This is a genomic window from Aquamicrobium sp. LC103 (genome assembly GCF_001014615.2).
Lineage (GTDB): Bacteria > Pseudomonadota > Alphaproteobacteria > Rhizobiales > Rhizobiaceae > LBCQ02.
In genome coordinates this window covers 290,909-312,073 of sequence record NZ_LBCQ02000008.1, presented here as the reverse complement: position 1 = coordinate 312,073, position 21,165 = coordinate 290,909, and the positions used below count along the sequence as shown (strand labels likewise).

At 64.8% G+C, this 21,165-nt stretch carries 21 protein-coding genes; 18 read left to right on the top strand and 3 right to left on the bottom strand.

Annotation, left to right across the window (positions count from 1 at the left end):
* The coding region (locus tag XW59_RS17490; protein WP_170990169.1) for a CHASE3 domain-containing protein at nucleotides 1-819 on the bottom strand (819 nt) is incomplete at its 3' end.
* Nucleotides 820-1,061: 242 nt separating this feature from the next.
* Nucleotides 1,062-1,679 carry a L,D-transpeptidase gene (locus XW59_RS17485; protein WP_047146406.1) on the bottom strand — a complete coding sequence of 206 codons (618 nt, stop codon included), beginning with the start codon at nucleotides 1,677-1,679 and terminating at the stop codon, nucleotides 1,062-1,064.
* 223 nt (nucleotides 1,680-1,902) lie between these two features.
* Here XW59_RS17485 and XW59_RS17480 point away from each other — a divergent pair, with 223 nt between their 5' ends.
* Together XW59_RS17480 and XW59_RS17475 are read left to right on the top strand one after the other, a co-directional pair.
* Entirely contained in the window at nucleotides 1,903-2,499 is a 597-nt protein-coding gene (locus XW59_RS17480) for a phosphatase PAP2 family protein (RefSeq protein ID WP_047146407.1), read from the top strand.
* A 92-nt stretch (nucleotides 2,500-2,591) separates the two neighbouring features.
* Entirely contained in the window at nucleotides 2,592-2,822 is a 231-nt protein-coding gene (locus XW59_RS17475; RefSeq protein ID WP_047146641.1) for a hypothetical protein, read from the top strand.
* A gap of 7 nt (nucleotides 2,823-2,829) precedes the next feature.
* Here XW59_RS17475 and XW59_RS17470 read toward each other — a convergent pair whose 3' ends face one another.
* Nucleotides 2,830-3,258: a DUF983 domain-containing protein gene (locus XW59_RS17470; RefSeq protein WP_047146408.1), complete on the bottom strand. Its 429-nt coding sequence runs from the start codon at nucleotides 3,256-3,258 to the stop codon at nucleotides 2,830-2,832.
* Between the two features lie 331 nt (nucleotides 3,259-3,589).
* Between XW59_RS17470 and XW59_RS17465 the strand changes: the two genes are divergently transcribed.
* The 16 genes from XW59_RS17465 (at nucleotide 3,590) to XW59_RS17390 (ending at nucleotide 21,164) form a co-directional block, all read left to right on the top strand.
* Nucleotides 3,590-5,119, top strand: coding sequence for an ABC transporter substrate-binding protein (locus tag XW59_RS17465; protein ID WP_047146409.1), 1,530 nt, complete (start codon nucleotides 3,590-3,592; stop codon nucleotides 5,117-5,119).
* A 102-nt stretch (nucleotides 5,120-5,221) separates the two neighbouring features.
* The gene (locus XW59_RS17460) at nucleotides 5,222-6,187 is read left to right on the top strand and encodes an ABC transporter permease (RefSeq protein WP_047146410.1); all 966 of its coding nucleotides are present in this window, start codon (nucleotides 5,222-5,224) and stop codon (nucleotides 6,185-6,187) included.
* Nucleotides 6,184-7,023: an ABC transporter permease gene (locus XW59_RS17455; protein ID WP_047146411.1), complete on the top strand. Its 840-nt coding sequence runs from the start codon at nucleotides 6,184-6,186 to the stop codon at nucleotides 7,021-7,023. The genes XW59_RS17460 and XW59_RS17455 overlap by 4 nt, the downstream gene beginning before the upstream one ends.
* Nucleotides 7,024-7,032: 9 nt before the next feature.
* Entirely contained in the window at nucleotides 7,033-7,845 is an 813-nt protein-coding gene (locus XW59_RS17450; protein ID WP_047146412.1) for an ABC transporter ATP-binding protein, read from the top strand.
* Nucleotides 7,842-8,588 (top strand): ATP-binding cassette domain-containing protein, encoded by a 747-nt coding sequence (locus XW59_RS17445; RefSeq protein WP_047146413.1) that lies wholly within the window; start codon nucleotides 7,842-7,844, stop codon nucleotides 8,586-8,588. The genes XW59_RS17450 and XW59_RS17445 overlap by 4 nt, the downstream gene beginning before the upstream one ends.
* Nucleotides 8,589-8,620: 32 nt before the next feature.
* On the top strand, nucleotides 8,621-9,412 hold the full coding sequence (locus tag XW59_RS17440) for a DUF1684 domain-containing protein (RefSeq protein ID WP_052958198.1): 792 nt from the start codon (nucleotides 8,621-8,623) through the stop codon (nucleotides 9,410-9,412).
* 144 nt (nucleotides 9,413-9,556) lie between these two features.
* On the top strand, nucleotides 9,557-10,636 hold the full coding sequence (locus XW59_RS17435) for a GntR family transcriptional regulator (protein WP_082137632.1): 1,080 nt from the start codon (nucleotides 9,557-9,559) through the stop codon (nucleotides 10,634-10,636).
* Entirely contained in the window at nucleotides 10,636-11,055 is a 420-nt protein-coding gene (locus tag XW59_RS17430) for a rhodanese-like domain-containing protein (protein WP_052958199.1), read from the top strand. The genes XW59_RS17435 and XW59_RS17430 overlap by 1 nt, the downstream gene beginning before the upstream one ends.
* Nucleotide 11,056: 1 nt before the next feature.
* On the top strand, nucleotides 11,057-12,010 hold the full coding sequence (locus XW59_RS17425; protein WP_047146416.1) for an ABC transporter permease: 954 nt from the start codon (nucleotides 11,057-11,059) through the stop codon (nucleotides 12,008-12,010).
* Complete coding sequence (locus tag XW59_RS17420) at nucleotides 12,007-12,885, top strand: ABC transporter permease (protein WP_047146417.1); 879 nt, start codon at nucleotides 12,007-12,009, stop codon at nucleotides 12,883-12,885. Before XW59_RS17425 ends, XW59_RS17420 begins: the two co-directional genes overlap by 4 nt.
* A gap of 51 nt (nucleotides 12,886-12,936) precedes the next feature.
* The gene (locus XW59_RS17415; protein ID WP_047146418.1) at nucleotides 12,937-14,553 is read left to right on the top strand and encodes an ABC transporter substrate-binding protein; all 1,617 of its coding nucleotides are present in this window, start codon (nucleotides 12,937-12,939) and stop codon (nucleotides 14,551-14,553) included.
* Nucleotides 14,554-14,569: 16 nt separating this feature from the next.
* On the top strand, nucleotides 14,570-15,583 hold the full coding sequence (locus tag XW59_RS17410; protein ID WP_047146419.1) for an ABC transporter ATP-binding protein: 1,014 nt from the start codon (nucleotides 14,570-14,572) through the stop codon (nucleotides 15,581-15,583).
* Complete coding sequence (locus XW59_RS17405) at nucleotides 15,580-16,629, top strand: ABC transporter ATP-binding protein (RefSeq protein ID WP_082137633.1); 1,050 nt, start codon at nucleotides 15,580-15,582, stop codon at nucleotides 16,627-16,629. Before XW59_RS17410 ends, XW59_RS17405 begins: the two co-directional genes overlap by 4 nt.
* A gap of 25 nt (nucleotides 16,630-16,654) precedes the next feature.
* A complete protein-coding gene (locus XW59_RS17400) occupies nucleotides 16,655-17,533 on the top strand; it encodes an alpha/beta hydrolase (RefSeq protein ID WP_047146420.1) in 879 nt (292 codons plus the stop codon).
* A gap of 36 nt (nucleotides 17,534-17,569) precedes the next feature.
* Nucleotides 17,570-19,243 (top strand): AMP-binding protein, encoded by a 1,674-nt coding sequence (locus XW59_RS17395; protein ID WP_246666120.1) that lies wholly within the window; start codon nucleotides 17,570-17,572, stop codon nucleotides 19,241-19,243.
* Nucleotides 19,244-19,256: 13 nt separating this feature from the next.
* Entirely contained in the window at nucleotides 19,257-21,164 is a 1,908-nt protein-coding gene (locus XW59_RS17390) for a CocE/NonD family hydrolase (protein ID WP_047146422.1), read from the top strand.
* Nucleotide 21,165: the final 1 nt, after the last annotated feature.

Here is a 21,165-nt window from a genome sequence, read left to right as displayed (position 1 = left end):
AGCGGCCTCCGCCTCCGCCCGCAGCTTGGCGAGCGCCGCCTGCTTGAACACCTCCACCGCACGCGCCATCTCGCCGATCTCGTCGCGCCGTAAAACCGCCGGCACAACGACCGAATTGTCGCCCCCAGCAAGCCGCCCCATAACCCCAGTCAGCGCCGTCACCGGAGCCGCGATCATCCGGGACAGCAAAAAGCCAAGCCCAAGCGAGATCAAAACCGAAAACCCCAGACCAACGTAAAGGACGGTTTCGTTGAACTTGACCGCGTCGTCGGCAGCCTGCCGCGCTCCGTCGATCTGCGCCTGGAGCTTGGCCTGCACCGTGTCGAGGGCATCGTCGATGCTGTTCATGTACATTTCGGCGAGGCCGTTCTGTCCGACCATCTCGACCGCCCGAAAACGATAGATCGGATCGGCGGCAAGGCGCTGGCCCTGCTCGAAAATGTCCTGCCACCAGGCATCCATCGCGGCGGTCGCGACGCTGATGTCCATCGTGAAATCGGTGTCGCCGCTCTCCAGCTGCAGCAGCTCTGCGACCTGCTCGTCGAATTTCTTCCGATGCGTCTTCACCAGCTCCACATAATGCTGGTCATTGGTCAGCAGGAAACCGCGATAGCTGTTCTCCTGCTGCAGCAGGCTGTACGCCACCTCGTGAACCAGCGTGAAGGCATGGCTCGCGACCGTCTGCTCCTCCTGCGTACGCTTCGTACCCTGCAGATTCCACAAAATCGCCGCGCTCATCGCCAGGATGGTGGCGACGACAGCGAAGAACGCAACGCCAAGCTTGCGCGATGTCTTCAGATTCGAGAACTTCACGACCATACCCCCAAGTCGGTTCGATTGGCCTGCACGCAGAAGCTGCAGACGCCTTGAACGTCCCTCGCCCATTGGAACGTATCGACTTCTTGAACCGACCGCGCTTAACAAGCGGCTAATAAGAGCCTTCAAAGGCCGACAATTGTGGGTAATATCGCGGCGGCGCAGGAGGTACCTATGCGTGCATCCGCCTGTCCCGTACGAAAACCGGCAACATGGCTATCGCGCGCGGCCGAACGTACCGGCGGTCATGCCTGGATGACCACCACCCTCGCCCCGACCGGAACGCGGTTGTAGAGGTCGATGACATCGTGGTTGAGCATCCGGATGCAGCCGCTCGACATCGCCAGGCCGATGGAGTTGGGCTGGTTGGTGCCGTGAATGCGGAACATCGTGTCGCGCCCGCCGCGATAGAGATAGAGGGCGCGCGCGCCCAAAGGGTTGTGCGGGCCGCCGGAAACGCCGCCGGCATATTTGAGATTGCGCGGCTCCCGCCTGATCATGTTGTCGGTCGGCCGCCAGCTTGGCCATTCCGCCTTTCTCCCAACCGTGGCGTCGCCGCGAAGGGCGAGCCCCTCGCGGCCGACGCCGATGCCGTATCTCATCGCACGACCGTTGCCGACCACGTAGTAGAGCCGCCGAAGCGGCGTGTTCACGATGACCGTACCCGGCCTGTAATCCCCGTCGAACGCAACTTCCTGGCGGCGAAGCTCGGGCTTGATCTGCTCCAGCGGCACCGCCCTCAACGGGAAGGTCTCGTCCGGTAGCGCCGCATAGTTCAACAGCGATGTCTGGTACTCGGAGGTGGCGCAGCCCGCCGCGAACAGCGGCAGTCCGATGATCAATGCACGTCTTGAAATTGGCATGTTTCCCCCGAGACGGATGTTGCTCCTGGAATCCGACCTATGGGGTTATGGTTAACGAATGGTTGCCGACCCGCGAACGCGGGGCAAACGAAGGGCTCGCGGACGCCGGCGATCAATTCACCGGGCGGCTTTCCTTGCCGAACGACGCAGATTTGCGGTGAGCGCCATATTGAGGCCATTGCGGTCGGAATGCTGGCACCGGCTAATGATTCCACGGTTTGACATGAACGATTTCGATAGAGCGCTGTTCCTGATCATCAACGCCGGCGACGGGAGCTGGGGCAGCGTCGCCTGGCTCGCCTTCGTGCTGGCGAAGTTCGTCATTTATCTGGTTCCCGCCCATCTCGCCGTCATCTGGGTCTTCGGGGATTTCTCCGTGCGAAGGCAGGCTATCATGCTCCTGACGGCGCTCCTCTTGGCGCTTTCGGCCAGCTATCTCATCGGCGCGGTCATGCCGTCGCAGCGCCCGTTCCTGATTCCGGTCGGCAACACGCTGATGGAGCACCGCCCCAGTCCGTCATTCCCGAGCAATCACGGCCTCGTCATGTTCACCTATGCAGCCGCCCTGGCGGCACTCGGCCATTGGCGGCATTTCGCGTTCTTCGGTATCCTCGGTATGATGGTCGCCTGGTCGCGGATCTATCTCGGCGTGCATTTCCCGCTCGACATGGCGGGAGCCGTCGCCGTCGCCGGCCTGGCGGCATGGGCGGCACTGCGCGCCGACCGAACGGCAGGACGAATGATGACGACGCTCGCCGAGAATATCTATTTCGCTTGCGCGGTCGAGCCGATACGCAGGCTGACGGCGCGTTTCAGGTAGCGAATAGCTGGCCTTGTCCCGTCGCTCCCGATCCTCACGCGACTCCCTGGAACATCGCTCGTCCGCGCACGTTGTTCCTGCCGGAGGTCGAAATGATCTGGATTACCTGGCTAGGCGCAATTTTCGTGATACTCGGCGTTCTTTACACCGCAAACGCGGCGGTGCGGCGCGGACGCATGAGCGAGCCGCATTCTTCGCCCACTGCGGCGCGCACGCTCGAGCCCCGGCAAAGCGGCATCCGCGCCTTCGGCCTCAAGGACAATTGGCCGGGAATATTGCTGATCCTCATCGGTGCGATCATGCTGCTCTACGGTGCTTGGTAGAGCGCGATCACGTGGCACCATCCGTTTTCTGGCTCTTCCGTGCCGCATCGGCATGCCACTCGCGGTCGATCGTACCTTCCTCGGCCTTGTGAAAATATTGCGAGCATACCAGCCACCCCTTCAGGGGTCGCAGCAGCGCCATGCAGCACAGGATGGTCAGCGGCACGGTGGTGACGACATGCACCCATAGCGGCAGACCGAAACTGGTCTGGAACCACACGCCGAAGGCGAGCGCCGGCACCGCGGCGATCGTCATCGCGAAGAAGGCCGGACCGTCGGCGGGGTCGGCGAAGGAATAGTCGAGCCCGCACACTTCGCATCGCGGCGCAAGCTTCAGATATCCATCGAACAGATGCCCCTGCTGGCATTGCGGACATCTGCCGAGAATGCCGGTCATCATCGGATTGTCCGTAGGTGTGAAGGACGTGTCGTTCATCGCATTTCTCCTTTGTCGGGAGAATGGCGCCGAACGCCTCCGCGTTCCATGCGACAACAGAACCTGCGACGATTTGGGAGGGCTTTCCTGCGGCGGCGATGCCGCGAGTCGTTCTCCGGTCGAGTCACGCCCCAAGAAACGGAATTTTCCTCTCAAAAATCATGTATTATAGGAATGTCGTTTCAGGCGAGAGCCGGGAACGAGGCGGCGCCGGCCTCGGCTGTCCGGATCGCGCTCAATATTATCGGCGCCTCATTGACTTCCGGCCGGTATGGGCGACGCTTGGACTTGCAACGGAAGGCGCATGACAGATTTCGCTCAGGAGCAACCAATGACCGGTCCAGTTTTCAACGGACATCTCAATCAGCGCCGTAATGTTCGGACGCTCGCGGCGCTATCCTTGGTCGTGGCCTTGTCGGCGAGCGCCGCCTTTCCGGCCGCCGCGCAGGAAGACTACGATCCCGACGCCACCGTCAGGATCGGCTCCCTCTACGAGCCGCAGAACCTCGACAACACCGCCGGCGCCGGTCAGGGCGTCAGCGAGGTCTTCAACAGCAATGTCTACGAGCCGCTGTTTCGGCTCACCGACGACGGTAACGTCGAGCCGGTTCTGGCCAGCGACTATTCGATAAGCGAGGATGGCCTGACCTACACCATCAAGCTGCATCCGAACGTCACCTTCCATTCCGGCGATCCGCTGACCGCGCAGGACGTCAAGTTCAGCATCGAGCGGGTGGTCGCCCCCGAATCCAAGAGCTCGCGCAAGAACAGCCTTGCCACGATCAGCGCCATCGAGACGCCCGACGACCAGACCGTCGTCATCAAGCTGTCGCAGCGGTCGATCTCGCTTCCCTACAATCTCAGCTATGTGTGGATCGTCAACGATGCCGCGACCAGCTTCACCACCAGCGCGGACGGTACCGGCCCCTACAGGCTCGACGGCCGGCGGCGGGGGTCAGGAATCTCGCTAAGCCGCTTCGACGACTATTGGGGTGACGCGCCGACGAACAAGGAAGTGGTCTTCAGCTATTTCACCGACGCGACAGCCCTCAACAATGCCCTTTTGACCAATGCGGTCGACATCATCACCAGCGTGCAGAGCCCGGATTCGCTCGCCCTGTTCAAGGACAATCCGGATTTCACCGTGACCGAAGGCCAGTCCACCACCAAGGAAGTGCTGGCCTTCAACGACCGCGTGGAGCCGTTCAGCGATCCCAGGGTGCGCAAGGCGATCAGCCGCGCGATCGACAAGAGCAAGCTGCTCAATTCGATCTGGGGCGAATACGGCACGCTCATCGGCTCGTTCGTGCCGCCGACCGACCCGTGGTATGTCGATCTCACCGGCGTCGATCCCTACGATCCCGAAACCGCCAAGGCATTGCTCGCCGAAGCCGGTCATCCGAACGGGTTCAGCTTCAACCTCGATACGCCGAACTACGATCCCCATCCGATCGTCGCGCAGTTCGTGAAGAGCGAGCTGGCCAAGGTGGGCATCACGGTGAACATCAACATCATCACGGCAAACGAGTGGTACACCAAGATCTACCAGGCGCATGATTTCCAGGCGACGCTGCAGGAGCACGTCAACCATCGCGACATCGTGTTCTATGGCAATCCGGACTTCTACTGGGGCTACAACAACCCGGAGGTGATCGAGCTTATCAAGTCGGCCGAGGCCAGCGCCACCACCGAGGAGCAGGTGGAAAAGCTGACGACGGCCAACCGCCTCATCGCGGAGGATGCGGCGAGCGTCTGGCTTTATCTCTATCCGCAGATCGTGGTGTCGGCGAACAACGTCACCGGCTATCCGGTCAACGGATTGAACTCGCAGTTTTTCGTTTATGATATCAGGAAGAACTGACGGCTTTGATCCCGCCCCGGCGCGGGGTATTGAATGAAACGGTGACGGCGTGCGGATGCAAGTTCCGCACGCATCCCGTTCGGCAACCAGGAGAGCGCGCGCATTCTTGCCTATCTAGTCCGCCGGCTCGCCATTCTGGCGCTGTCGCTTCTCATCGCATCGGTGGTGCTGTTCGTGCTGCTCAGGCTCTTGCCGGGCGACCCGGCCAACGCGCTCGTGTCGGTGGGGGCGGATCCCGCGCAGATCGAGGCCGCACGCGAACAGGTGGGCTCCAACCTCCCCCTCGGCGAACAGTTCCTGCGCTTTCTGGGAAGCCTCGCCCGCTTCGATCTGGGTACTTCATTCATCAGCGGCGTTCCGGTCAGCGCCGAAATCGCCGATCGTCTCGCCGTCACCGTTCCGCTTACCGTCCTGTCCTTCCTGCTCGCCATATTGATCGCGGTGCCCCTGGGCATCGTCGCCGCCGTCAAGGCCGATCGCTGGTACGGCGCGGCGATTTCGGTCGTCTCGCAGCTCGGCATCGCCATTCCGGTGTTCTGGGTCGGCATACTCCTGGTGTCGATTTTCGCCATCAACATCCGCCTGTTTCCGTCGGGCGGTTTCCCGTCGCGCGGCTGGGCCGATCCGTCGGGCGCGCTCTATGCCCTGGTCTTGCCGATCCTAACGATCGCCGTCGTCATGTCGTCGTCGCTGCTGCGCTATGTGCGCTCCGCGACGCGGGACGTGCTCGGCAGCGATTATCTGCGCACCGCGCGCGCGCTCGGCGAAACCTTCCCGCAGGCTCTGATGCGGCACGGCGTCCGCAACGGCTCGGCACCGATCATCTCGATCCTCGGCATCGAGCTCGCCTCGACCTTTCTCGGCGCGGTGGTGGTCGAGCGTGTCTTCTCGCTGCCCGGGCTCGGCTCCATGCTGCTGCTCGGCATCGAGCAGCGCGACTATCCCAACGTCCAGGGTGTGCTGTTCGTCTCGACGCTGCTGGTGCTTCTGATCGGCTTTTCGGCCGATCTCGCGCAAAGGCTGATCGATCCCAGGTTGCGCGACAGGGCCGCGGGGGCAAGGTCATGACGCTTCCCGAGCAGGCCATCCCGGCCCGAAGGGGTTTGCGCTTCTCTCCGACGCTCACAGCCGGCCTCATCCTCGTCGGGCTGCACATCGCAATCGCGCTGCTGACGCTGTTCTGGACGCCCTACGATCCCGCCAGCACCGCCGGTGGCCGGCTCGAGCCGCCGTCCTGGAGCCATTGGGCGGGCACCGACAGGCTCGGCCGCGATTTCTTCACCCAGATCATGATCGGTTCGCGCATCGCGCTCGTCGTCGGAGCCGGAGCGGTCGCCATCGGCGCGGCGATCGGCGTCACGATCGGCCTGCTCGCCGCTTTCGCCACCCGGTTCCTCGACGACGCGCTGGCGGCCACCCTCGATATCCTCATCGCTTTCCCCACGCTCCTGCTCGCGATGCTGGTGGTCGCCGCCAGCGACAGCGCCAGCCTCTGGACGGCGATCCTGGCGCTCGGCATAGCCATGTCGGCAATCGTGGCGCGACTGACGCGCATTCTCGCCAAACGGGTGCTGCGCAACGACTATATCGCCGCGTCTCGTACCGCCGGGACTTCATGGCCGGGGGTGGTCGCGATGCACGTCCTGCCCAATATCTGGCCGACATTGGCGGTGAGCTTCGCGTTGCAATTCGGCCTGGCGATCATCGCCGAAGCCTCGCTTTCCTATCTCGGCCTGGGCACACCGCCGCCCAATGCTTCGTGGGGACGCCTGCTTCAAGAAGCCCAGGGAACGGTCTACACGGCACCGATCGGCGCGATCGCGCCCGGCATCGCGCTCGTCACGCTGGTGATCGGCATCAACCTAATCGCGGACGGATTGCGCGATGTCGCCGATCCGGTCTGAGATTTCGAGATGACGGCGCTTCTCTCCATCAATTCACTCCATCTCCGGCTTGCCGACGGGAAGGAGCTCGTCTCCAACGTCTCGTTTTCCGTCGCGCCCGGCGAACGCGTCGGCCTCATCGGAGAATCCGGTTCCGGCAAGTCGCTGACGGCGATGGCAGCCGTCGGCCTGCTCCCCGACAACATCACGGCGAGCGGATCCGTACTTCTCGACGGGCAGGAGGTCGTCGGGGCGCCTGAACGGTCGCTCAACCGCCTTCGCGGCTCGGCGGCAGCCGTGGTCTTCCAGGAGCCCTTGACCGCGCTCGATCCGCTGATGAGGGTCGGCGCCCAGATCGCCTCGCCGCTGCGCCGACGACTGCTCCGCGAGGGCGGGAACCCCGGTAAGGCCGGGTTGCGGCGCGAAGTTGCCGCCGCGCTCGCAGAGGTCGCGCTGCCCGAGCCCGAGCGCATCGCGCGGGCCTATCCGCACGAAATTTCGGGCGGCCAGCGACAGCGGGTGGCGATCGCCATGGCGCTTTCCTGCCGGCCGAAACTGCTGATCGCCGACGAGCCGACGACGGCGCTCGACGTCACCACCCAGGCGGAGATCCTGAAGCTTCTCGACCAGCTCGTGCGCGAGCGCGGCATGGGCCTCCTGTTCATCAGCCACGATCTTCCGGTGGTGGCGACCATCGCCGAGCGGGCGATCGTCCTGCGCGCCGGCCGGCCGGTCGAGGAAGGACCGGTGGGGAAAGTGCTTTCCAACCCGCAAGACCAGTATACGAAGCAACTCGTCAGCGCCGCGCGAACGTTCGACGAGGCCCTTGAGGGCCGCTCATGAATACAATTTCCGTCGAAAACGTCAGTTACCGTTATACCCGTGAGCGCAGCGTGCTCGACGACGTCTCCTTCACGGTGAGGCCGGGCGTAAATCTCGGCATCGTCGGCGAATCCGGCTCCGGAAAATCCACGATATTGCGGCTCCTCCTGGGTCTTCTGCGGGTCGACGGCGGCCGCATCCGCTTCGGCGACAGCATACTCGACCCGTCCGCCCGCGCCTTCATGCGAAGCTACCGCCGCTCTGTGCAGGCTGTCTTTCAGGACCCCTACTCGTCGCTCGACCCGCGCCAGAACGTGAAGAACATCGTCGCCGAGCCGCTGCGCTCCCTACGGATCCCAGGCGATGTCGGAACGGCGGTCAAGGGGGCGCTCGAAGCCGTCGGCCTGCCCGCAGACATTTTGCACCGCTATCCGCACCAGTTTTCCGGCGGTCAGCGCCAGCGCATCGCGATCGCCCGCGCGATCGCTGCAAGGCCGCAATTCGTTCTTGCGGACGAAGCCGTAAGTGCGCTCGACCTCTCGACGCGCATCCGCATCGTCGACCTCTTCCGGAAACTCTCCGACGACACCACATTGGTGTTCGTGTCGCATGACCTCGGCGTGGTCGCAGCCCTCTGCGAGGAGATCGTCATCCTTGAGCGCGGGCGGATCGTCGAGAGCGGCAAGACCCGCGACATACTGAAATCGCCGCGGCACGCCTATACGCAGGCGTTATTGGCCAGCGTTCCCCGCATGCCCGCCTGAGTTCCAACCGCCTACCCAACGAGGTTTCCGCCGTGACCAATTTCGACTACGAAAACAGCATCGAGCGCTGGCGCGCCGACCGCATTGCCCGCCTGACCGCCGAGGAAGGGTGGCTCAACATCATCGGCCGTTGGGAACTCGAACCGGGCACGGTAAGGCTCGGCTCGGCCGACGACAACGACATCGTGCTTTCTGTCGGACCCGACCATGTCGGCACCCTCGCGCAGGACGAAGACGGCGGCGTGACCTTCACGCCGGCGAGCGGCGGCGAACCGATCCGGCTGGCCCTCGACAAGAAGAAGCCGCCGCGCTTTTCCGTCGACCGGCTGCTTCTGGAAGTGACAACGCTCAATGGACGCAACGCGCTGCGCGTGCGCGACAAGGAATCGCCGGCGCGGCGCAGTTTCCCCGGCATCGAGCATTTCCCCGTCGTTCCCGACTGGCGCATCGTGGCCGAGTGGTCGCCGCTCGCCGAACCGATCACCATGACCGTCGACACCATCGTCGGCATTCCGACGGACGTCACGATCACGCACAAGGCCGCCTTCACGCATGACGGCGTGCGCTACGAGCTTCTGCCCACCCACGGCACCGCCGAGGCACCGCAATTCGTGCTGCGGGATCTCACCTCGCGCAGCGAGACCTATCCGGCATCGCGCTTCCTCTTCGGCGAGGATATCGGCAAAGACACGATCGTCCTCGACTTCAACAAGGCGATAAACCCGCCTTGCGCCTTCACCGATTTCGCCGTCTGCCCACTGCCTCCACCGGAAAACGTCCTTCCCTTTCGCGTCGAGGCCGGCGAACTCAAGTTCAAGGGATAGCCGCCTTTCCCACGCGCTACCTCGTAGCGTAGCGAGGCCGCGCGACGGCTTTGCCGTTTTCAGCCGCGCCTCCTTCGAAGCGTGGCCAGCGTTTCCCGCAGCTTGCGGCGACGCTATTGAAGCCTCGAACTCCAGACGCAAAACATGCGGACGGCCGGCGTTTCAGCCATCCGAATCCGAAGCCATTGCCCGCCGCATCCCGGCAAGCCAAACCGCCTAAAACTCCCGAAAGCCCGGCCGACGCAGCTTTTTGTTGCGCCGCAGCATCCGTTTTTACTTCTCCTCCGCCGAATTCATTTTTCCGGCACAAGGTTTCCGCGACAAGAACATGCTCCTTCGGGAAGCCGCGACGATAGCGGCAAACTAAATGTCGCCCGTACGAAAATTTCCATATTGCAAAATGCAGACAAACTTGCATTCAATGCTTGCATACAAGATTGGAGCCTCGCTTTGGTCACCGCCGCCAGCATCAGCAGCCGCATCATCGACGCCATCCTGGCGGAGCAATTGCCGCCCAATGCGCGCCTCGGCGAACAGGAGCTGGCCAAGCTGTTCGGATGCAGCCGCACCGTCGTCCGCGAGGCGATGATCGAACTTTCGGCACGTGGCATCGTCACCGTCAGTTCGCGCCGGGGCTGGTATCTGACCGAGATCAGCGCCGCCGACGCGCGTGCCCTCTACGAAGCACGCGAAGTGATAGAGACCGGCCTGCTGCGCAGCTTCGCACGGCGCGGCGCGCAGCTAGACATGGCGACGCTCTACCGCCTGCGCGGTCACCTCGAGCAACAGAAGGCGGCGCTCGGCGACGCCAATGTCGGGCGGCGCAGCTACCTGCTGGGCGATTTCCATGTCTGTCTTGCCGAATGCCTCGGCAATCGCATCCTGGCCGCGAAGCTCCGCGACCTCACCGTTCTGACCACGCTTTTCACCATGCGCCACCAGACCAGCGGCGATGCCGAACGGTCCTACAAGGAGCATGTGGCGGTGTTCCAGGCGCTCGAGGCAGGCGATCCCGCGGCGGCCGAGCGGCGCATGTGCAACCATCTCGGCACCTGGGAAGAAAAAGTCCACATGGTGCGCGAGGTCGACGCGCTGGAGAGCCTGCGCCAGGCGCTGGCGCCGGTGACGGAACCAGGCGTCGAAGTAGCTGGGCCGAAGGCTTCCGATGAGCGGAAGGACGGCCGGGGGCCAGCGGAAATTCCGGCGACAAAGGGAGCGAAGTAATGGCGATCCGCAATACCTGGGAATGGGTCGACGGTCTGCGCCCGCGCGTGCCGGCCCTGTCCGCGACGGAGCTGGCCGAGCGCATCGCGCGCGGCGACAAGCTGACCCTCGTCGACATCCGCGAATTGCAGGAGCGCGTCGACAGCGGCGCCATCGCCAACTCCCACCACGTGCCGCGCGGCATGCTTGAGTTCTGGGCCGATCCCGCCAGCACCTACTACCGCGACTATTTCACCGAAGACGCCGAATACGTGGTCTACTGCGCCGGCGGCGGCCGGTCCGTGCTCGCGGCGCTCGCCATGCTCGACATGGGCTACACGAAAGTCTCGCATCTCGACCTCGGATTTGGCGGCTGGAAAAAGGCCGGCCTGCCGATCGAGGACGCGGCCGCCACCTCGCGCTGGCAGAGAAAGCCCTGAGATGCTGACCTTCGCCCTGCGCCGCGCAATTCTGGGTCTACTGGTTCTTGCGACGGTCGCGGTTCTGGTCTTCGTGGCCTTCCGCTTCGTTCCGGGCGACATCGTGAACCGACAGTTGGAAGAGGCCGGCGCGGTGACGCCGGCGCTGCTCGCTGAAAAGCGCGCCCAGCTCGGACTCGACGAACCATTGCCGGTCCAGTTCTACAACTGGATCAGCGGCGTGGCGGCGGGGGATTTGGGCAAGTCGTTGTGGTCGGGACGGATGGTATCGGACCAGATCGGCGCTGCACTGGCGCCGACGCTGCAACTGTCGGTGCTGGCCATCCTCATCGGCGGCATCCTCGGGATAGGCGCGGGCGTCGCGGCGGCGCTCTGGCGCGGCACGCCTGTCGACATGGTGCTTCGCGTCGCCTCGACCGTATTCCTGGCGGTCCCGCAGCTATGGCTCGGGCTGCTGACCCTGACGGCGCTGGCCGCGATCGGCTATTTCATCCCACTCCCCTATCGCGGCTTCACGGCGGCACCGCTTCTGAACCTTCAGCAGGTCGTCTTTCCCGCCGCCGTGTTGGCGCTGGGGGTAGCGGCGGCGCTTTCGCGTCTGACGCGTTCAGCCATGCTGGAAGTGGTGGGAGCGGATTTCATCCGCGCGGCCCATGCGCGCGGCGTATCGCCCTCCGGCGTCTACCTCCGGCACGGATTGAAGAACGCGCTGATCCCCGTGCTGACGCTGCTCGGAACGCAGTTCGGAAACCTGCTGTCCGGCACGGTCATCATCGAGCGGATATTCAACATTCCCGGACTGGGCAACCTGCTTTTTGAATCGGTCGCGAACCGCGACTACCCGGTGATCCAGGCGGCGGTTCTGACCTACGGGCTGATCACCATCCTGGTGAACCTGGCGGTCGACCTCTCCTACGGCCTCGTCGATCCGCGCATTCGCGAGGCGCGCGCATGAGCACGACGAACCTTTCCGAAGAGACCCTCGCCCGGCGCGAAAGCCGCACGCTTGCGGTGCTGCGCGGCATCATGCACGAGCCGGTCGGCCTGATCGCGCTGCTCGTCCTCGTCGCGGTGATCCTGCTCGCGCTCTTCGCGCCGCTGATCGCGCAGTATGATCCGCTCTTCCAGGACCGCCGCGCCGTTCTGCGCGCCCCGGACGTGGTGCATTGGTTCGGCACCGACGACATCGGCCGCGACGTGCTTTCGCGCGTCCTTCATGGGACGCGCATCTCGCTCTTCGTGGGATTGATGGTCGTCGCGATCACCATGTTGGTGGGCGGGATCATCGGATTGATTTCGGGCTTCTTCGGCGGCTGGATCGACATGGTGATCCAGCGCGTGGTCGAGGCGCTGGACACGTTGCCCTCCCTCATCCTGTCGCTCTTCATCGCGGCACTGCTGGGGCCGAGCGTCAGGAACGTCATCATCGCCGTGGCCATGGCGCAGATTCCGCGCTTCGTGCGAGTGGTGCGCTCCGAGGTGCTCAAGATCCGCGCCTATGATTTCATGTCCGCCGCGCGGGTCCTCGGCGCCTCGCCCTGGCGCATCATTCTCACCCACTGCGCGCCCAACGTCATGCCCACGATGCTGGTCATGGGATCGCTCACCTTCGGGGTGGCGATCATGACCGAAGCCGCGCTGAGCTTCCTCGGCGTCGGCACCCCGCCACCCAATCCCTCGCTCGGCACCATGCTGTCGCAAGGGACGCGTTTCATCGGCACGGCTCCCTGGCTGATCGTCTTTCCAGGTCTGATGCTGACGATAAGCGTACTTGTCCTCAACCTCATGGGAGACGTGCTGCGCGACGTTCTCGACCCGCGCAATCGCTGATCCGCCTCGACTTATGCCTGCCCCCATCCACGCCAACGACACAGGATCGACATGTCTCCTCTCCTCGAACGCCACGGCATCAAAGCCCTCGATCGCCTTCTCCCCGCCCTCGCCCTTGGCGCGAGCCTCGTGCTGCCGGCGGCGCTCCATGCTCAGGAAGCGCCGCATCACGGCGGCAAGGTGACGATCAACATTCATGCCGACGCACCGAACTTCGATCCGCTGGCCAGCACCGAGTTCGCCGTCCATTCGCGGCTCGGGCTCGCTCTCAGCAGGTTGATCGAGTGGAGCACCGGACCCGAAGTGGGATACGGCGAGTTCATTCCCAAGCCCGGCCTCGCCAAAAGCTGGGAGATCTCGCCGGATGGGCTGACCTACACGTTCCATCTGCGCGACGATGCGGTCTGGCAGGACGTCGTGCCCGTTTCGGGTCGCCGCTTCGTCGCCGCCGACGTGGTCGCGACCTATGAAGCGATCCGCGAAGGAGGCGTGCAGCGGGGTCTTCTTTCCGCGGTGGACAGGATAGCGGCGCCCGACGACCACACGGTCGTCATCACGTTGAAGCGGCCGAATGTGGTTCTGCTCCAGAACCTGGCTCATCAGAACATGTGGATCCTTCCGCAAGAGACGTTCAACGGCGGCTACGATCGCAACACAACCGTCATCGGCACCGGCCCCTTCGTTCTCGAGAGCGACGAACCGGGTGTCGCCACCCGCTACGTCCGCAATCCCGCCTATTACGGACGAAGCGCCGCAGGCGAACAGCTCCCCTATCTGGACGAGGTGGAAATCCTGCCGCTCAAGGACCTGAACGCGCGGATCATGGCTTTCCGCGCCGGGCAAATCGACATCTGGTTCGGCCCGCTGAACCTGACGCAGATGGAGGGCATCAAGCAGGCGGTTCCGGACCTGCAGGACATCCAGACCATCGCAGGCAACCAGACCGAGCTGTACCTCAACCCGTCGTTCGAACCGTTCGCGGATATCCGCGTGCGTCAGGCCATCAATCTGGCCATCGACCGGCTTGCGCTCGGTGAGGTGGTGCGCGGCGGCGGCGCCATCGGAGCTCCGGTGGGGCCGGCCCTGACCACTCAGACCCTGCCCGAAAAGGAGCGTATCGCCCTTTACGGCACGCCCGATCATGAGAAGGCGAAACGTCTCCTCGCCGAGGCGGGCTATGCCGACGGGCTGTCGTTCGAATTCACCGTGCTGAACTATGGCGAGGAGTTCGTACGCGAAGCGGAATGGATTCAGCAGGACCTCGCCGAAATCGGCGTTACCGCGCAGATCCGCCTCGTCGATACCGCCTCGGGCCAGGCGCTGGCCTCGGAAGGCAATTTCCAGGCGCTGTTTCTCATCATGAGCCCGTTCGCCGAAGCGGACGAATATTTCACCACCCATTACCTGCCCGGCGGCAACCGCAACTACACCAAGGTGGACGATCCCAAATTGACCGCGATGATCGAGGCGCAGCAAGCGGCCGTCGATCCTGCCGAGCGCGTAGCCCAAATTCATGAAATCCAGCGCTACATCGCGGCGAATGTCGCCAATCCGCTGCCGGTCTGGGCGGCCGTGCTTCTGCATCCCGCCCACGCGCGGGTAAAGGGCTGGCATCCCATGATGACGCAAGGCTTCCCCAGCCTGCCCGAAGTCTCGGTCACCGATTGAGCAGGTAGGACAGACGATGCCGCTCCAACCTTCCCTCGATGCCGCCTCGGCGCGCTCCGCCCTTCTCGCGGTGGAAAATGTCGCCGTCACCTACAGCAACAGGTCCGGCAGCCATGAGGTCTGCTCCGACGTGACGCTGTCGGTGGGGCGCGGGGAAGCGTTGGCGGTCATCGGAGAATCCGGCTCGGGCAAATCGGTGACGGTGCTGGCCGTCACCGGCCTTCTGGGCGCGGGGGGCACCATCACCCAGGGCAGCATCCGTTTCGACGGCGAGGACATCACCCGCCTCGACGATCGCGAGCGGCGGCGGCGGGGCCTGCGCGGGCGGCGGATCGGCATGATCTTCCAGAACCCGTCCCGCGCGCTCGATCCCGTGTTCACCATCGGCCAGCAACTGAACGAGGCCCTGCGCCAAACCGACCGCTTCAGTCAGCCGGAACTACGCCGCAAGGGCACCGATTGGCTCCGTCACGTCGGATTGCCCGACCCCGAGGAGGCGCTCGACCGTTATCCGCATCAGCTATCGGGCGGGCAGCGGCAGCGGGTGATGATCGCCATTGCGCTGGCCTCAGAGCCGGACCTGCTGATCGCTGACGAGCCCACCACCGCGCTCGACGTGACCATCCAGGCTCAGGTGCTCGGCCTGATCCGCCGCCTGCAGCGGGAACTCGGACTGGCGCTGGTGATCGTGACCCACGATTTCGGGGTGGTGGCGGCGATGGCCGATCGCGTGGCGGTCATGTATGCCGGCCAGGTGGTGGAGACGGGCACGGTCGACGAGATCATCCGGGCGCCACGCCATCCCTATACCCGCGCCTTGATGGCGAGCCTGCCCACAGGCATTCCGGGCACTCGGGTCACGGCGCTGCCGGGGTCCGTTCCGTCCGCCCGCTCGATGCCTTCCGGGTGCCGTTTCCATCCACGTTGTCCGGTGGCCGTCCCCGCCTGCAGCGTCACGCGCCCGGTGCTGGACTCGCTGTCCGAAAGCCGCGCGATGCGGTGCCTGCTCGAGGAGGCGCCCGCATCATGAGAACCACATCCGCCCCTCGGACCGACAGGAAGCCGACCTCCTCGCATGTCGACGCTCCCGGCCTCGCAAAGCGCGATCTTCTCTGCGAGGTCGAGGCGGTGAGCGTCCGCTATCCGATCCGGCGTGGCTTCTTCCAGCGGATTGTCGGCCATGTCGGCGCGGTGGAATCCGCCACGCTTGAACTGCGTCGCGGCGAGACGCTCGCGCTCGTCGGCGAATCCGGCTGCGGCAAGAGCACGCTCGGCCGGGCGATCCTGCAGCTCGAACCGGTGGCCGAGGGCAGGATCCGTCTGTTACCGCGCGGCGGAGACACGCCGGGCGCGAGCCGCCGGGCCCTGGCGCGCATTGCGCAGGTGGTGTTCCAGGACCCGCTCGGCTCGCTCGATCCACGCTGGACGGTTGGCGACCTCATCGCGGAAGGTATCGACGTGCAGCGTCTCGCCCGAGGGGCCGAGCGCGATGCACGCGTGCGGGAATTGCTCGCGCAGGTCGAGCTCCCGGCCGATTCCTTCCACAAATATCCGCACCAATTGTCGGGAGGTCAGCAACAGCGTGTGGCCATCGCGCGGGCGCTCGCCACGAAACCGGAGCTGATCGTGCTCGACGAGGCCACTTCGGCCCTCGATGTCTCCGTGCAGGCGCAAATCCTGAACCTGCTTCGCGATCTGCAGGCCGAGCATGGCCTGACCTATCTCTTCATCTCGCACGACCTGGCCGTGGTGGGGCAGTTCGCCGACCGCGTCGCGGTCATGTATCTCGGCCGCATCATGGAGATGGGCGCGGTCGCCGACGTGCTCGCCGAGCCGGGGCATCCCTATACGCGAGCGCTGCTTGGTTCGGCCCTGCGGGTGGACCCGGAGGCACGTATCGAGACGATTCCCGTTCTCACGGGCGACGTACCCAGTCCGCGCAATCCGCCTTCGGGCTGCCGCTTCCGAAACCGCTGTCCGGTCGCCATGCCGGGCTGCGCAGCGCTCCCCTACGGCATGACCGGCAGCCTGCACGACCATCAGGTCGCGGCCTGCCTCGCCGGCAACTCCGCATGACCCTTCCGACAAGGAATACTTCCGAATGATCCAGACCTCCACCGCCGCTTCGACCGACCCGATCATCGATCCGCAATGGACCTCGCATTTTGCGGAGCTCGACGGCCTGCGGCTGCGTTATCTCGACACCGGCGGCAACGGGCCCGTGCTGTTGTGCCTGCATGGCACCTCCATGACCGCGCATGCCTGGGGCCATCTCGCCGCCAGCCTGCGCGACGGCTGCCGCGTCATCGCACTCGACATGCGCGGGCATGGAGCGTCCGACCGGCCCGCTACCAGCTATACGATTGCGGAGCTGGCGGACGACGTAGCCGCCCTTGCGGAGAAGCTGGACCTTTCGGAGATCGTTCTCGTCGGCAGCTCGGTCGGCAATCAGGTCGCGACGTCTTTCGCCGCCGCCCATCCCGAACGCGTGGCAGGGCTGATCCTGTCCGATCCGAGCTTCTTCGTCTCCGAGGTCGAGATCGTGAAATATCTCCGTTCGCACTATTCGCGTCGCCGCAACTATCCGGTTCGCGCGGAGGCCGAAGCCTTTTGCCGGTCCCTGCCCCAACGTGCGGGGCTGCGCGAGGATATGCATCGCATCGCGATGGAAGGCGATTTCCGCCGGGAACCGGACGGAAGCTGGAGCTGGGCCTACGACCTGACCGCCATCACCAAGGTCTTCCTCAACCTTTCGACCGACCAGTCGGCCGATATCGCAGCGGTAAGGGCGCCCGTGCTGATCCTGAATGCCGACAGGTCGAACGTGCTTGCCGCCTCCCAGGCCGAGGAACTGCTTCGGAGCTTCCCCGACGCCCGGCTCGAGATCGTCGAAAACAGCAACCACACGATCTGGGGCGATCAGCCCGAGGTTCTCGCCGCGCATGCCCGCGCATTCCTTGCAGACGTGCGCGCACGCTGAGCACGCGCAGGCGACAACCGACCGGGAAAAGCAGAAATGGATCGTTACGACAGGTTGCGTGCCGACTACAGGCTCGAGGTGCCGGCAAACTTTAATTTCGGCACCGATGTGGTCGATCGCTTGGCCATCGACCCGATGCGCGCGCAAGGCGGGCCCGCGCTGATCTGGTGCAATGCCGCCGGCACCGTGCGGAATTACAGCTTCGCCGAGATCGCGGAATTGACCGACCGGCTGGCGGCCGCCCTTCGCACGAGGGGCATCACGGCAGGCGACCGCGTCATCGTCATGCTGCCGCGCATCCCCGCCTGGCAGATCGCCATGATCGCGGTCCTGAAGCTGGGGGCTGTCGCCATTCCCTGCGTCACCATGCTGACGGCCAAGGATTTAGCGCACCGCCTGGACAATTCCGGCGCGAAGGCGATCATCACCACGGCAGCCGAAACCGGCAAGTTCGCCGGCAGCCCCGCCGGGATCCTACGCATCGCCGCCGATCCCGCCGTTCCGCCGGGCGGCAGCTTGCCCGCGGCCCCTCCGCCCGCGGGCTGGCTCGATTTCGCCGAGCTTCTGGCCGAGGCGCCAGCGACGCCCTTCGTCGCCGCGACGGTCGCGGCCGAGGACCCCGCCCTGATCTTCTACACGTCGGGGTCGACGGGCCTTCCGAAAGGAGTGACCCATGCCGCCCGGGCGCTCTACACCTGGCGCGGCTCGGCAGAACACTGGCTCGATCTCGGCCCCGACGACGTGATGTTCTGCACGGCCGACACAGGATGGTCGAAGGCCGGTACGTCGATCCTGTTCGGGCCGTGGAGCCGGGGCAGCGCCGTGCTGTTCTACGACGGCCCCTTCGACCCGGCCTTCCGGATCGAGCTTCTGGAACGCCACGGCGTCACCGTCTACTGCGCCGCGGCGACGGAGCTGCGCCATCTCGTGGCGTTGGAGCTGACCGGACGCAGCCTGCCCGCGCTGCGGCTGACCGTTTCCGCCGGCGAGTCGCTGAACCCGCCGGTGCTCGCCCGCTGGCAGGAGATGACCGGCACTCCGGTTCTTGAAGCCTACGGCCTGACTGAGACCCTGATGCTGGTCGCCAACTACCGCGATACCGAGGTGCGGCCCGGATCGATGGGGCGCGCGCTGCCCGGCGTCACGCTCGACCTCGTCACGGAGGATGGGCGGATCGCCCCGACCGGCGAGACCGGTCAGATCGCGCTCAGGCTGCCGAGCGCCCATCTGATGCTGGGCTATTGGCGTGATCCGGACAGGACGGCGGCGACGCGGGCGACCGTCGACGGGCAGGAGTTTTTCCTCACCGGCGACAACGCCCGTCGCGACGCGGACGGCTATCTCTACTATGAGGGCCGTGCCGATGACGTCATCAATTCGGCCGGCTACCGCATCGGCCCGCAAGAGGTCGAGAACGCCCTGACGGAGCATCCGCTGGTACGCGAGGCGGCGGCGGTCGCAAGTCCCGATCCCGAGCGCGGCGAGGTGGTGAAAGCCTTTGTCGTGCTGCATGACGGCCACCGGGGCAGCGAGGAGCTGGTGCGCGAGCTGCAGGATTTCGTCAAGCGGCTGACCGCGCCCTACAAATATCCCCGCCGCATCGAATTCGTTGCGGATCTTCCGAAATCGTCGGTGGGCAAGGTCCAGCGCCGCATTCTGCGCCAGCAGGAAGAGCTGGCCCATCGCAACAGCATTGCCCCTGCCGGCTGAGAGGAGAAAAATCATGAGCGCGGAACCGACCACAGCGGAATACGACGTCGTCATCTCGCGCGGGATGAAGGTCACGGCGCGGGACGGGGTGAGGCTCTCGGTCGACGTCTACCGTCCCGCCCACAACGGCGATCCCCTGCCCGGTCCTTTTCCGGCGGTGCTGACACGCTCTCCCTATGACACGCGCTCGGGCAAAGGGCCCTCGGGACAGGCCGGCAACGGCGAGTTCTTCGCGAAACGCGGCTACCTCTATGCCGTGCAGGACGCACGCGGACGGTATGAGTCCGAGGGAGATTTCGTGCTCCTCGACCAGGACGGCACCGACGGCTACGACGTGATCGAATGGCTGGCGGCGCTGCCCTATTGCAACGGCATGATCGGCACGCAGGGATCGTCGCTGCGCGCCTGGAACCAGAACGCCGCCGCACTCGAACGGCCACCTCACCTGCGCGCGATGTGGATCAACCAGGGCGGATCGAACGGGCTGACCTCGGCGATCCGCCACAATGGCGCGATGGAGCTGCGCTGGCTGGCCTGGGCCGTCACCAACGGCATCCACGCGCAGGAAGCCCATGCGGATCCCAAGATACAGGCCGAGCTGATCCGCAACGCCGAGAAGATGTACGATTGGTTCTGTCGCCTGCCCTGGAGCGAAGACGACAGTCCGCTTGCGCCGCTGCCGAAATGGGAGAAATGGGCACTAGATCTCTACCGCAATGGCGACGACGGACCGTTCTGGAAGAACCCGAGCCGCAATTTCGAACCCTACCGCGACAAGTCGGCCGATATTCCCACCATGTATGCCGGCGCCTGGTACGACAGCTATGCTCGCTCCTCCGTCGAGAATTTTCTCGCCATGGATGCGCGGATCGACAACCAATATCTGCTGATGGGCGGCGGGGTGCACGGCGGACCCAACTTCGACAACCGCATGGCCGGCCAGGTTGATATGGGCCCGGGTGCGCCCATCAAGGGCAATCTCGCACCCGACCGACGCACGATGATGCTGCGCTTCTTCGATCGCTGGCTGAAAGGCGACGAGACGGCCTTCCGGGACCAGCCCAAGGTCCGTTATTTCCGCATGGGCGGTGACGGCGGCAGGAATCCGCAAGGACAGCTCGTCCATGGCGGACAATGGATCTCTGCCGGACAATGGCCGCCCGAAGGCGTGGTGAACCATGACTGGTTCCTGCAGGGCGACGGCGGGCTTGCACCTCGGGCGCCGGCCGACACGGCTCCGAGCAGCTTCGTCTTCGATCCCGCGCATCCGATGCCGACGGTGGCGGGCAACGTCTCGTCGATGACTCAGAATCTGCCGCACTTCCCTCGCATGATGCGCACCGGCGACCCGATCAGCCTTCGCCAGAGCATCGTGCTGCAGGGCGCGACCGACCAGGTGACGCATGCCGGCATGTTCGCGCAGCCGCCTTTCGGCGACCTCGCCGAACGGCCGGACGTACTTGCCTTCACCACCGCGCCCTTCGCCGGGGAGACCGAGATCACCGGGTCGCCGGAGGTCGAGATCTTCCTGTCGTCGGATGCGCCCGACACCGACCTCTTCTGCATGCTGCAGGATGTCTACCCGGTCAGCGAGGCCTGGCCGGAAGGCTACCGCCTGAACCTTTGCGACAGCATCTTCCGCGTCCGCTACCGCGACGGGTTCGACCGGCCGACGATGATGAGCCAAGGCGAAGTCGTGCGTGTCCGCTTTCCGCTCTATCCGGTCAGCAACGTCTTCGCGCCGGGGCACCGGTTGCGGCTGCTCATCTCGTCCTCGTCCTTCCCGCGTTTCGACGTCAACCCGAACACGGGCGAGCCGTTGGGATATCACACGCATCTGCGCCGGGCGACGAACAGCATTCATCACGATCCGGCGCATCCATCGCGGCTGATCCTGCCGATCCGCGAAACCGGGGCCTGAA

Bases quoted from the DNA above. Each gene is read 5' to 3' on its own strand.
- XW59_RS17485 (WP_047146406.1), bottom strand. From the start codon at position 1,679: ATGCCAATTTCAAGACGTGCATTGATCATCGGACTGCCGCTGTTCGCG.
- XW59_RS17480 (WP_047146407.1), top strand. From the start codon at position 1,903: ATGAACGATTTCGATAGAGCGCTGTTCCTGATCATCAACGCCGGCGAC.
- XW59_RS17475 (WP_047146641.1), top strand. From the start codon at position 2,592: ATGATCTGGATTACCTGGCTAGGCGCAATTTTCGTGATACTCGGCGTT.
- XW59_RS17470 (WP_047146408.1), bottom strand. From the start codon at position 3,258: ATGAACGACACGTCCTTCACACCTACGGACAATCCGATGATGACCGGC.
- XW59_RS17465 (WP_047146409.1), top strand. From the start codon at position 3,590: ATGACCGGTCCAGTTTTCAACGGACATCTCAATCAGCGCCGTAATGTT.
- XW59_RS17455 (WP_047146411.1), top strand. From the start codon at position 6,184: ATGACGCTTCCCGAGCAGGCCATCCCGGCCCGAAGGGGTTTGCGCTTC.
- XW59_RS17450 (WP_047146412.1), top strand. From the start codon at position 7,033: ATGACGGCGCTTCTCTCCATCAATTCACTCCATCTCCGGCTTGCCGAC.
- XW59_RS17445 (WP_047146413.1), top strand. From the start codon at position 7,842: ATGAATACAATTTCCGTCGAAAACGTCAGTTACCGTTATACCCGTGAG.
- XW59_RS17435 (WP_082137632.1), top strand. From the start codon at position 9,557: ATGCGGACGGCCGGCGTTTCAGCCATCCGAATCCGAAGCCATTGCCCG.
- XW59_RS17430 (WP_052958199.1), top strand. From the start codon at position 10,636: ATGGCGATCCGCAATACCTGGGAATGGGTCGACGGTCTGCGCCCGCGC.
- XW59_RS17425 (WP_047146416.1), top strand. From the start codon at position 11,057: ATGCTGACCTTCGCCCTGCGCCGCGCAATTCTGGGTCTACTGGTTCTT.
- XW59_RS17420 (WP_047146417.1), top strand. From the start codon at position 12,007: ATGAGCACGACGAACCTTTCCGAAGAGACCCTCGCCCGGCGCGAAAGC.
- XW59_RS17415 (WP_047146418.1), top strand. From the start codon at position 12,937: ATGTCTCCTCTCCTCGAACGCCACGGCATCAAAGCCCTCGATCGCCTT.
- XW59_RS17410 (WP_047146419.1), top strand. From the start codon at position 14,570: ATGCCGCTCCAACCTTCCCTCGATGCCGCCTCGGCGCGCTCCGCCCTT.
- XW59_RS17405 (WP_082137633.1), top strand. From the start codon at position 15,580: ATGAGAACCACATCCGCCCCTCGGACCGACAGGAAGCCGACCTCCTCG.
- XW59_RS17400 (WP_047146420.1), top strand. From the start codon at position 16,655: ATGATCCAGACCTCCACCGCCGCTTCGACCGACCCGATCATCGATCCG.
- XW59_RS17395 (WP_246666120.1), top strand. From the start codon at position 17,570: ATGGATCGTTACGACAGGTTGCGTGCCGACTACAGGCTCGAGGTGCCG.
- XW59_RS17390 (WP_047146422.1), top strand. From the start codon at position 19,257: ATGAGCGCGGAACCGACCACAGCGGAATACGACGTCGTCATCTCGCGC.